12 protein-coding genes are annotated in these 11,495 nt (G+C 64.9%); 4 read left to right on the forward strand and 8 right to left on the reverse strand.

Annotated elements, in window-relative coordinates:
- Positions 1 to 32: 32 nt before the first annotated feature.
- From AC1DWT_RS41675 to AC1DWT_RS41705, 7 genes are all read right to left on the reverse strand, one after another.
- Positions 33 to 1,379 (reverse strand): MFS transporter, encoded by a 1,347-nt coding sequence (locus AC1DWT_RS41675; RefSeq protein WP_206015541.1) that lies wholly within the window; start codon positions 1,377 to 1,379, stop codon positions 33 to 35.
- Between the two features lie 65 nt (positions 1,380 to 1,444).
- A complete protein-coding gene (locus tag AC1DWT_RS41680; protein ID WP_206015540.1) occupies positions 1,445 to 2,293 on the reverse strand; it encodes an amidohydrolase family protein in 849 nt (282 codons plus the stop codon).
- A gap of 5 nt (positions 2,294 to 2,298) precedes the next feature.
- Positions 2,299 to 2,694, reverse strand: a complete 396-nt coding sequence (locus AC1DWT_RS41685) for a RidA family protein (RefSeq protein ID WP_206015539.1) — start codon at positions 2,692 to 2,694, stop codon at positions 2,299 to 2,301.
- A gap of 24 nt (positions 2,695 to 2,718) precedes the next feature.
- Entirely contained in the window at positions 2,719 to 3,891 is a 1,173-nt protein-coding gene (locus AC1DWT_RS41690) for an LLM class flavin-dependent oxidoreductase (RefSeq protein ID WP_206015538.1), read from the reverse strand.
- 200 nt (positions 3,892 to 4,091) lie between these two features.
- Positions 4,092 to 4,793, reverse strand: a complete 702-nt coding sequence (locus AC1DWT_RS41695) for an SDR family oxidoreductase (RefSeq protein ID WP_477925184.1) — start codon at positions 4,791 to 4,793, stop codon at positions 4,092 to 4,094.
- Positions 4,790 to 5,239, reverse strand: coding sequence for a hypothetical protein (locus tag AC1DWT_RS41700; protein ID WP_206015536.1), 450 nt, complete (start codon positions 5,237 to 5,239; stop codon positions 4,790 to 4,792). The genes AC1DWT_RS41695 and AC1DWT_RS41700 overlap by 4 nt, the downstream gene beginning before the upstream one ends.
- On the reverse strand, positions 5,236 to 5,688 hold the full coding sequence (locus AC1DWT_RS41705; protein WP_005256873.1) for a MaoC/PaaZ C-terminal domain-containing protein: 453 nt from the start codon (positions 5,686 to 5,688) through the stop codon (positions 5,236 to 5,238). Before AC1DWT_RS41705 ends, AC1DWT_RS41700 begins: the two co-directional genes overlap by 4 nt.
- Before the next feature lie 318 nt (positions 5,689 to 6,006).
- Here AC1DWT_RS41705 and AC1DWT_RS41710 point away from each other — a divergent pair, with 318 nt between their 5' ends.
- The 4 genes from AC1DWT_RS41710 to AC1DWT_RS41725 all read left to right on the forward strand — a co-directional run bounded on the left by AC1DWT_RS41710 (position 6,007) and on the right by AC1DWT_RS41725 (position 10,405).
- On the forward strand, positions 6,007 to 7,158 hold the full coding sequence (locus tag AC1DWT_RS41710; RefSeq protein WP_206015535.1) for an acyl-CoA dehydrogenase family protein: 1,152 nt from the start codon (positions 6,007 to 6,009) through the stop codon (positions 7,156 to 7,158).
- Positions 7,158 to 8,183, forward strand: coding sequence for an acyl-CoA dehydrogenase family protein (locus AC1DWT_RS41715; RefSeq protein WP_206015534.1), 1,026 nt, complete (start codon positions 7,158 to 7,160; stop codon positions 8,181 to 8,183). The genes AC1DWT_RS41710 and AC1DWT_RS41715 overlap by 1 nt, the downstream gene beginning before the upstream one ends.
- A gap of 635 nt (positions 8,184 to 8,818) precedes the next feature.
- Positions 8,819 to 9,415 (forward strand): helix-turn-helix domain-containing protein, encoded by a 597-nt coding sequence (locus AC1DWT_RS41720; protein ID WP_206015533.1) that lies wholly within the window; start codon positions 8,819 to 8,821, stop codon positions 9,413 to 9,415.
- A gap of 438 nt (positions 9,416 to 9,853) precedes the next feature.
- On the forward strand, positions 9,854 to 10,405 hold the full coding sequence (locus AC1DWT_RS41725) for a TIGR03086 family metal-binding protein (protein WP_241031583.1): 552 nt from the start codon (positions 9,854 to 9,856) through the stop codon (positions 10,403 to 10,405).
- Between the two features lie 468 nt (positions 10,406 to 10,873).
- Here the strand turns inward: AC1DWT_RS41725 and AC1DWT_RS41730 are convergent, their stop codons facing one another.
- A complete protein-coding gene (locus tag AC1DWT_RS41730) occupies positions 10,874 to 11,197 on the reverse strand; it encodes an aminopeptidase P family protein (protein WP_259376028.1) in 324 nt (107 codons plus the stop codon).
- Between the last annotated feature and the right edge of the window lie 298 nt (positions 11,198 to 11,495).

Here is an 11,495-nt window from a genome sequence, read left to right on the forward strand (position 1 = left end):
GTCGCGAGGACCGCCTGTTTCCTTTGCGGCGCTCACGCCGTGCGTAGGTCGACGGTCCGGGTCTCACCGAGTGCGCTGACGGACAGCGCAGCCACGATGCACAGCGCGGAGATCATCACGGAAACCGCGATGCTGCCCGGGCCTCCCGGCGCGATGAAGGTTGCAGCGAGGAGCGGGCCGAGGCCGCCACCGATCATGCCGGCAAATTGGTAGCACAGGGATACGCCCGTGTAGCGGGACGCCGTCGGGAACAGCTCCGCGAGCAGTGCAGGGACCGGGCCGTTCGCCGCCGCGTTGAGCACGGTCATGCTGATGACATACGAGAGCAGGATCAGTGGGAAGCTTCCCGACGTCACCAATGGGAACATCGCGAACGCGTGGATCGCCGTGAGCAGGGCTGCGGTGACGTAGACCGGTCGCCGGCCGTATCGGTCGGAGAGCCACGCGAACAACGGGACAGTGAGAAGCATGCCAGCCGTACCGATCATCATCGCGTTGAGCAGCGTCTGGCGCGGGATCCCGAAGTCCTTGTGCGCGTATGTCACCAGCAGTGACGTCGCCACTGCGTACGCCATGAACGGTCCGGCGTAGACGCCGATTCCGAGTAGCACGCGACCCCGGCGTTCCCGAAGTAGCGCGAACAGCGGCGCGCGGCGCGGCTCCTCTTCGTTACGCTCCTTCTTCTCGGCCAGCAGGACGGGACTCTCGCGTACGCCGACCCGGATGTACATGCCGATTCCGACGAGGACGACCGTCACGAGGAAGGGTAGACGCCAACCCCAGGACAGGAACTGGTCCTCGGAGAGCCCGCCGAGCGCCGCGAAGGCCGCGAAGGACAGTAGGAGTCCGGCCGAGGCTCCCATCTGGGTTGCGCTGCCGTAGAATCCGCGGGACTTCGTGTTCGCATGTTCGACAGCCATCAAGACGGCGCCGCCCCATTCACCGCCGACGGCGATTCCCTGTATGAGACGGAGCGCCACGAGCAGGATCGGGGCGAGCACGCCGATCTTGTCGGGTGTCGGCAGCAATCCGATCGATACGGTTGCCACCCCCATGATGCTCAGGGTCCAGATGAGCGAGGATTTCCTGCCGAACCGGTCGCCGAAGTGGCCGAAGATGATTCCACCGAGCGGGCGGGCGAGGTATCCGACGGCGAGCGTGCCGAACGAGGCGATGAGCGCCACGGCGGGCGATGATCCCGCGAAGAACACCGGGGCGAACACCAGGCTCGCCGCGGTCGCATAGATGAGGAAGTCGTAGTACTCGATCGTGCTGCCGATCGCGCTGGCGATATAGACGCGGCGCCGTTGGCGAACAAGATCGTCGTTGGGCCTGTCCGTAGTTGCCCTTGGGGAGGAAGTGCCGTCGAGAGTACTCATTGCGGTCTCCGGATTCGGGGCGGGGGTGGATCGCTGGTGATCACAGCGGCCCGCTGAGTGGGGGGCTATTTCGGGAGGATGAGGTCGAGTGGCCGGTTGTAGAGGATATCCTCGACCACGTCGTGTGGGATCGGGAGTGGCATGTCGAGTTCCGAGATCGCCAGGAACTGATCGGCGGACTCTTCCGGGCAGAATGACGGGAAGTCGGAGCCGAACACCAGGCGGTCGGTGACATGGCCCTCGATGGCGAGTCGGAGCCCGTTGTAGAGCTGCCAGGTCTTCACCGGTAGCGTCGACACGTCGGCGAAGACGTTGCGGTTCTTCATCATCAGTTCGACCGTCTCGTTCATCCACGGCTTCCCGAAGTGGGCAACGAGGATGTTCGTGTCCCGGAACTCGCGGGCGACCTTGTCGAGGAACATGGGGTACGCGTATTCGTTGCACCCGTCGGGCGCGAACACGCTCGCCTGGTGGAACATGAGGAAGATACCGAGATCAGCGGCAGCACGATAGACCTCGTAGGCCTCGTCGCAGTGCGGATGGAAACCCTGATACGGCGGTGAGAGTTTCACCCCGTGAAGGCCGTATTCGCGCACGGCGCGGCGGAGTTCGTCCGCCGCGCCGGGCTGGGTCGGGTCGACGCTGCCGACCCCGATCGCCCGTTCCCGGTTGGCGTCGAGGTACTCGCCGACATAGTCGTTCGGCACCTTCATCCCGATCCGGGCCACCTGCAGGCCCAAAACCAGGAACCTCTCGACACCGGACTCCGCCATCACCCGGGTGTGCTCGGCGAGGTCCGCGCGGCCGAAGCCTGGCCGCCCGACGAGCTCGGTTCCTCGGTCGGTCCATACCGGGCCCAGATGTTCGGGCAGATAGATGTGCGTGTGCCAGTCGGTGAACGGGCGGTCGGGCATCGCGGCTATCCCTTTCTCTTCGGCCGGAGCGCGACGGCGTCGATCTCGACGCGGCAGTCGCCGGCAATGCCCACGACGAGCGTGGTGCGCGCCGGGTACGGGCCTTCCCCGAAGACCTCGGTGTACGCGGTCCAGAACTCCTTGCGATACGAATCGTCGGCCAGGTAACACGTCGTCTTCACCACGTCCCGCAGCGTGCAGCCGACAGTCTCGAGGATCCCCTGGATCTCCTCCAGCGCAATCTTCGTCTCGTTCGCGATGGTGTCGGCCTCCGGCCTACGCGCCAGCGTCTCCAGATCCAGCGCCATGCCGCCGCAGAACACGTAGTCCTTGGTCGCCACACCCGGATTCATTCCGAACCAAGGGTAGGAAAGGTCTCCGGGGTTGAGGTATTCCGTCATGAGTATTCCTTCGGATCCGGTGGATCAGTTCGCGGCGACAGCCGTGGAATCGAGTGTGCGGAGTTCCGGCATGCACTCGCTGGCGAAGAGTTTCAGGGATCTGTCGATGTCGTCGTGTGCGATGCCCGGCACGCCCATCTGCAACAGCCAGTTCTGAATGCCGTGCGACTTCGTCATCCGCGTCATCTTCTCGAGCACGGTGTCCGGCGAACCGATGAAGAGGTGATCACGATCGAACATGAGATCCCAGGGGGCCATCGCCTTGTACTTGGGATCGCTCGGGTCCTCGTCGGCGTCGAGGAAGACCCCGATACCGCGAACCCGGCAGATAAGCTCGAAGAACTCCACCACCGCCGGCTCGGCGATGCGACGCGCCTCCTCGTCCGTATCCGCGACGTACGCCATGCGCAGCACACCCACATCCTCGCCGAGTGCCGGGGTGACGCCGCTGACCTTGGCCCGCTCGTCGCGGTAGAGCTCGCAGAGGTTGTGGAGAACCTGACCGGTGGGGTACCAGGTGATCGGCTTCATACCCTTCTGAGCGGCGCGCCGGAAGCCCTCGACAGTCTCGGTGACCGCGAACAACGGCGGCATCGGCTGCTGGTACGGCTGCGGAGTGATCCCGAACGCTTGAAGCAGGCCATCCTCGCCGACCCAGCCTTCCGGATCGGGCGCACCGGGCGAGTGGATGAACTTCGTCCCCGGCTCCGGGAATGTGTAGCGCGGCCCCTTCCAACTGAACTGGCGGTCGGTCCAGATCCCCTTCACGATCGCCAGGTTTTCGTCGAAGATCCCGTAACTGTTCTCGCTGCCGTTCCAGCGGTTCGCCTCGGGATTGAGGTTCATCACCTCGATCGGCAGAATTCCCCGACCGAACGCCACATCGAGGCGGCCGTCACTGAAGTGGTCCAGGATGGCAAGATCCTCCGCCACCCTCAGCGGATGCCACAGGGTCAGCGATACCGCCGCCATCCCGAACCGGATGCGGCTCGTCCGAGCGGCCAGATCCGTCGCCAGCATGATCGGATTCGGGCTCGCATCGGTCCCGTCGACATCGAAGTGATGCTCCCCCAACCAAATACGGTCATATCCGAGCTCGTCCGCCATTACGGCATGTCGCCGCGTCGCCTCCAGCACCTCATGCCAGGACAACTCGCCCGAACGATTCGTCAACGCATACAGCAAATCCAGTTTCATACTTCACTCCAAGTCTCTGTGGCCGACCGCCGCTTCCCGACGAGAACGACCGTCGTTTCTTCAACCGGTTTTCGAGGGCTGACATCACACCGCACCCTTTCGTGACGACCATCACACGAGGGTCCCTGCGGACCAGCCCCGATGCCAGCGGGAAACTACCTATCCACTACCTGTGCACTACGTATCTGCCATGACCGCCTTCAGCCATGACTGCGACCTCCGCAGCACGGCAATACCTGTCCCGTGACATATGCCGCCTGGTCGGAGCCCAACCAAGCGACGGCTTCGGCGATATCGATGGGTTTGCCCGGGCGTTGCAGCGGAATGCGCGAGATGATGCGGTCACGCACCCTCGCGGGTACCGCATCGGTCATGTCGGTGGCGATGAAGCCCGGTGCCACGGCGTTGACGCGCAAGCGCGGCGCGTGGCTCAACGCCAGTGACCGGGTCAGACCGACTACGCCGCCCTTGGAGATGGCGTAGTTGAACTGGCCGACGTTGCCGAGGTATGCGCGTGAGCTGATATTGACCACCGCGCCACCATCGACGATCTCGTCGGCCAGTTCGGACGTCAACTCGAAGGTCGCGCCCAGGTTGATTCGATTGACGAGTCGGAAGTTCGGTTCGGTCATGTCGCCGATCAGAGCATCGCGCGTGATACCGGCGTTGTTCACCAACAAGGTCGGCTGCCCCTCTTCGGACCGTATTGCGGAGCGAATCTGCGCACGGCCCTCCGGATCGGCGATGTCGGCCTTCACTGGCGTGGCATCGATCGATGCTGYGCTGTCCCCGACCCTCGGATCCACGTCTACCAGGACCAGGCGATAGCCGTCCTTCGTCAGACGCCGGGCAATTTCGAAGCCGATACCCCGGGCCGCGCCTGTGACCACTGCAATCTTCATGGCAGAGCTGCTCCTAAATGTTCCTCGCCGAGTACGAAGGCTTGACCGTTGGCCCCGCGAGTGGCAACGAGGAGATCCACCGCGTCGGCAACCGACTTCGGTTCCACATCGTCGGCCACGGCGACGACCGTCGAGTAGCCGTTGTGTTTTCGGCGCTCGAGCGCGAGTGCGCGTGCGCCGCTGAGTAGGCCGGCTGCGACAGCCGCGTCCAGCGGTTCGGTTCGTCCMAGCAGTGCGGCCGAGCGCACGACGTAGACCACTGCACCACCGGCCGCGACTGCCTCCCGGGTCATGTCGAACGCCTGAGCCAGTTCGTCCTCGGTCTCCGCCCATTCACGAAGACCAGTCCGTGCGACGAATACGAGACCGTCACGGGGGTCTTTTCCCGCAGTCCCCGCGCCGGTCAACACCTCATTGAGTTGCGGATCGTCCGCGCGGACCCTCATACCTTCGCCTCCCGCTTCACCAATGCCACCATCTCTCCTTCTTGTACGACGACATCGTGCTGGTTGAGTACCTGCACGTGCTGGACCATGACGCCACGGTCGGGCTTCGACGTAGGAGTCAGCTCCACGACCTCGTTGGCCGCGCGAATCGTGTCGCCGATGAGCACCGGACGCACGAAGCGCCAGCGACGAATCTCGGCGAACGCCACCAGGGTGTCGTCGAAGATTCCGAGCCGGCCCCGAAGGCCTGTCACGATCGACAGAACGAGCGCTCCGTGAGCGATCCGTTCGCCGAACTGACTCTCGCGCATAGTCTGCGCATCAGTGTGCAGCGTATGAAAATCACCGGACACTCCGGCGAAGTTGACCACGTCCGCCTCCGTCACAGTGCGACGCGGAGTCTCGAACGTCATTCCGATTTCCACGTCGTCGAACCACAGTCCGGCCATGGGACACCTTTCGAGAATTCATTGCGGAACTCCGACTCGAAGCAATTTGCCGATCGGCTACCGTTCACGGAACCTTAGTACCGCCCGGTCGGTACGTCAAGCAAAAGGATGCACTCACGTGGCAGATCTCGGTACCTGCGCCGAATTAGCCACCAGCATTGCGTATATCGCCCACTTTTGCCATAGTGCGTAATCAAGACACGCGGCGTTCAACATCGACCAACATTCCAACCGGTTTGCAGACGGACATGCAGGCGCCGGGACCCAACGTGACGCAACACCCGAAACCGACTCAGCCACAACCGAAGGGATTCTCCAATGAGAGATCCGCGACTGGTTCCGCCCATAGCGTCGGACCCCCACGACATGGACGACTTACGCGCCGAAGTCCGGCAATTCGTCGACGCTCAGTTCGCTGATGGGCGCATCACTCCGCGGATCGACAGCTGGCTCACCGGCTGGCACGAGGACTTCTCGCGCGCACTCGCCGACCGGGGATGGGTCGGCATGACGATCCCAATCGAGTACGGTGGCCGCGGTCGCAGCCACCTCGAACGTTTCGTCGTCACCGAGGAACTCCTCGCTGCAGGCGCCCCGGTCGCCGCGCACTGGATCGCCGACCGCCAGATTGCACCGTCACTCCTTCTGTACGGCACCGAATTTCAAAAACAGAAGTACCTACCCGAGATCGCCCATGGCGAGTGCTACTTCGCCATCGGCATGAGTGAACCCGACACCGGATCCGACCTCGCCAGCGTCCGCACCAAAGCCACCCGCGTCGACGACGGCTGGGTCCTCAGCGGCACCAAGGTCTGGACGTCCGGCGCCCACCATGCCCATGCATTCATCTGCCTCGCCCGCACGACCCCCGTCGACCCCGCACATCGGCACGACGGACTGAGCCAGTTCATCGTCGACCTGCGCTCCCCCCGCGTCGACATCCGGCCCATCGTCTCGATGCACGGTGGGCACCATTTCAACGAAGTCATCCTCAACGACGTCTTCGTCGCCGACGACATGGTCTTCGGCACCATCGGCAGCGGCTGGCAGCAGGTCACCTCGGAACTGAGCTTCGAACGCAGCGGACCCGAACGCTTCCTGTCCACATTCCCCCTCCTCGCCGACACCGCCGAACAGATGCGGACAGGGGCAGTACCCCGACACCCCGACCTAGGCCGGTATCTCGCCCGAACAATGGGGCTGCACCAGATGTCCACCGCGGTCGCCGGAGCCCTCGGACGCCACGAATCCGCCGACGTCGCCGCGGCCGTCGTCAAAGTCCTCGGAACCACCACCGAAGGCGACATCGCCGATTTTGCCGACGTCATCACCGGTGACACCGGTCCGACCCCCCGCCGCTACCGGGCAATGATCGAGGACGCCGCCGCCCAACGCCCCGGATTCACCCTTCGCGGCGGCACCAACGAAGTTCTGCGCGGCGTGATCGCGCGGGGATTGGGAATGCGCTGATGACGACACCGACCACTGTCGACCCCGATCTTGTGGAAATGATGTCTGCGGTCTTCGCCGCTTACCGCGACCAGAATGAACCTGACGCCGGTACCGCCACGTGGGACCCAATCCTCTGGTCCCACCTCACCGATCTCGGCCTAACCCGCCTCACCGGACCAGAGGAATCCGGCGGCAGCGGAGCCGGATGGCTCGAAGCCGCGGAACTGCTCCGCGCCGCCGCAGCCAACGGCGTCCGAATCCCGCTGGCCGAACACGACCTGCTCGCCGGCTGGCTGCTCGATACCGCCGGGCTTCCCGCAGACGACGCCCGCCGCACCGTCTGCCTGCTCGATCACGCCGGAACTGCCCACCGGGTGCCCTGGGCCGCCCAATCCGACAAGATCGTCACGGTCTGGCGCGACACCCACACGTACGTTGTCGCCGACATCGAGACGAACATGCTCACCATCACGCCGGAGGCCAACATCGCCGGCGAACCCAGGGACACCGTCACCATCGACAGCGCCCACTCGGGCACTCCGGTAGCTGACGCGGTCGTCGACCAACTACTCCTGCGCGGCGCACTGATCCGATCCGTGCAGACGAGCGCCGCCCTCGATCGCATCCTCGACCTGTCAATCACGCACGCCACCGAACGCACCCAGTTCGGGCGACCGCTCGCGAAGTTTCAGGCCATACAAAACCTCGTCGCCGATATCGCCGCCGAAGCCGCACTCACCCGGGCCGCCACCGAAGCCGCCCTGAACGAAGCCGTCCGCACCGACTGGTCCGCACCGAACCTCGACGTCCTTGTCGCTGTTGCCCGTTCCTGCGCCGGGCACGCCGCCTCCATCGTCGTCCGTAATGCCCACCAGGTGCACGGAGCGATCGGCACCACCCGCGAGCACCGCCTGCACGAGTTCACCCAACCTGCCCTCGCGTGGCGCTCCGAATTCGGCTCCCTCCTCCACTGGGACGACATGCTCACCACCGCATCCATCACGGCAGGCCGACAGAACCTGTGGTGCCTCGTCACCGCATAATCGTCCGGCCGCCAATGACCAATGAATTGAGTAGTGCCGAATGACATTCGCTCTTGCACAGAGAATTACGGAATCCTTTCGCGTTCTCGCGCACACTCGTGTGGCCGCGCGAGAGTTCGAGTTCTGGACTGCCATGACCAGCCCGGCTTCCACACCTGATCCGAGAAGACCGGTCGACGCCTTTGGCGGCCTCGACACGAGCGACAGCGACGGCTCCAGGGAAGACGCCCGATGAGTGACTGCCAGGACTTACCCCGCGAAGCACGCGAACTCATCACCCTCGCTCGGCAATGGATTCCTTACGGCGGGGTTCCCGCAGAGCTTGTCTTCCAGACATTCGGAATCACCGAGCACCAGTTCATCGACAGGCTATGGACAGTAGTGCAGGATACTCGCTGCGATCCGCATCTCGTCCGTGCGCTTTCCTCCACCTATCCGTGCCGGCGGTCGCACTGGGGAGTATCCACGACGCGAGGACGCTCACCCGACTGACCAGCCGACCGCGCCGGCGAAACCACGCGTGCGGCAGTTGTTCGGACGCCACCGTGAACCCACTCGTTAGTTAGTTAAAGATGTTTCGGTAATAGGGTGTGTCGTTGCGCGTGATTCGCACCGTGCTGCTTGATCATTGATGAATGGCAGGGAAGGAAACCGGTTCCGGCGTTGGGTCCGACGCCCGGAAAGTCAAGCGGCGCGGCGGTCGCCGTGACCTCGGGGCGTTGCGTGACCGGCGGATGCAGGCCGCGGAGATGTTCGCCGCAGGGCGGCGGCAGGTGGATGTCGCGGTCGAGTTGGAGGTCTCCCAGCAGACCGCCTCACGCTGGCATCGACAGTGGATCGAAGGAGGCAACGAGGCATTGGAAGGTGCCGGTCGCGCGGGACGTCGGCCCCGGCCGAACCCCGAGGTGCTCGACTCCCGCGACGGCCAGCCACCCTGCACAGGCCTCTTCGGCACCCTCGGGCGACTTGTGGCAGGCGAACATCGCACCCCCGACCTCCACCTCGCGACCGGGACCACCGGACGTGGCGGCGAGCGCGTCAAACCTCTCGCGGCCGAACCTTCCGGGCGCCACGTCGCGCCGCCACGGGCACCGTCAGCGTCGGTGGTTTTTCGTCCGTCGACCGCCATGAGCGCGAGTTCAGTGCATCCGTGCCGGCACTCGTCATGCAGCCCCGGCGCGACGATCGTGTGGGCCAGAATGTCGGTCGCGGTTCGGCGGGTCTGCGCGTAGTCCCACCCACGTGCACACCGTCAGCGAGGCGTCCCGGCCGAGCCTGATGATGTTCGCCGGCCACCCCCAGGACCTCCACCTCGACATCCTCGTCGAGCAACCAGTTCCGTCAACGACTTGTCGGCCCACGGTCGCGTGCGGATGATCCGGTCCGGTGCGATGTCCTGGCCGCGCAGTATTCCCCTCGGCAACCACGGCGCCGACGGACAGACCGAGATACACCGCGGTCAGCCCCCCTCATCGCAGCTGTTCCCTTCAGCGCTGACAGGTCTCGGGGCCCATCGTCACGGCTCGGCATCGGGCCCCGGAGCCCCCGTGTCGGGGGYGGAAGATCTCCCGGTTCAGGCTGAGCGGCGGCCGGTGTGGGCCGCTGCGTGCGCAAAAACTGCCCTCTACCAGCACAGATTCGGTGAGGCGCGGTTGACGTACGGTGTGGGGATGGGATCGCCCATCACCAGTCTGTACGCGCGCGTGGCGCAGGACTTCACCGATCGTCTCCTGGGCTGCCCGCAGGACCGCTGGAACTCGGCCTCCCCCTGCCCGGGCTGGACCGCCTGGGACGTCGCCGCCCATGTGGTGGGTAACCACCGACGGGCCTGCGCAGGGCTCAGGGGACACGACTACCGGGTGCCGACCGCCGGGGAGGACGTGGTGGCCGCATGGCTGGATGCGACGGCCGGGGTACAGGCCGCCCTCAAGTCGGAGGCGACCGCCCAGCAGGTACTGGGTGCCGAGTTCGGCAACCTGCCTTTCGAGCAATTCGTCCGGCGGATGGCGTGCGCCGACACGCTGATTCATACCTGGGATTTCGCGCACGCCACCGGGCAGGACGAACACCTCGATCCCGAGGCAGTCGAGCTGGCCCGAACCTTTCTGATCGCAGAAGACGACCAGATCCGGCTCCCCCACGCCTTCGGGGCCAAGGTGGCGCCCACAGACAACGCCGACGCCCAGACCCAGCTGTTGAACTTCCTGGGCCGCACCACCTAACAGAACGAACTACGTGACGCACAGAGTCCGCCGCACGGCCCTATTCCCGGTGACCAGAATCCGGCAGCCGTCGCACCATCCTCTCCGCGCGGCGAGATCGGCTGTGCTGACGGAGAACACCGCACCCTCAATCCACGACCAGGAACCGGCGGACGAGGGGAACGGATGCCGATCACCGCCGCTGCGGACGATCACCACCGGATCGGTGATCACAACCTCCCCAAGCCGGCACCCGGCGATCTTTACCGTCCCCGGCAGCCCACTCCCGCCCAAACATCGCCACCTGCACCTCCCGCACACGCAGGGTGCCGTACGAGAACAACTGTCCCCGGCGACCTTCTCGTGCGGGAACTCCCCGACCAGATGACCAGCAATCGGAGATCGGAGAACCGAACTCGAACCCCGCCTCACCAGCCAGTTCGACCATCAGCGCCACACAATTGCGCACCCGTGATGTCCGGATGCGCATCAAAACAATCGCGACCCCGCTGCCACACCGGCTCCACAGCGTCGCGCAGCGCGATCTTCGCCCAGCACATAGGCGCGTCCGAAACCGGCCTCCCACCCCCCGAAGATCGGCCCGAAATCGAGGAAGACGACGTCATCGTCAGCGATCCTCAGATCCGGCGGGTTCGACCGGTACGGCTCGAGCGTGTTGACCCCGGAACGGACGATCCGCTTGTGCCAGAACCGGCGCGTGCCGAACATCTCGTCCGCCAGGTCCCGAACCCCGTCCCTGACCTGAGATTCGGAAGCGCCAGGGGCGATAGACCCCGCACGAGGCGTGCACAAACCGTCGGCATCAGAACTGGGAGACGGTCATCGTCACATGTGGGACGACCGCGACAGTGTGCGGTACGTCGTCGCCGAACGATGCCGCGTTCTTTGCAGCATTCGACGGCGTCACCGAGATCGGCGGACTCGACCTCTCTGGGGATGTACTGGCCGTGCCGGACGGAGGTCGAGGGGACTGGACGGCGGTCGAGGACATCGCCCGGGGCGAACTTTTCACACCTTGGTGAGGCGTTTTCACCCCTGGGGTGGCTGTTCGCGCCGGGCGCCCGGCGCGATGCTGATACGGCTGTTACAC

This window comes from Rhodococcus sp. P4_B6 (assembly GCF_056402215.1).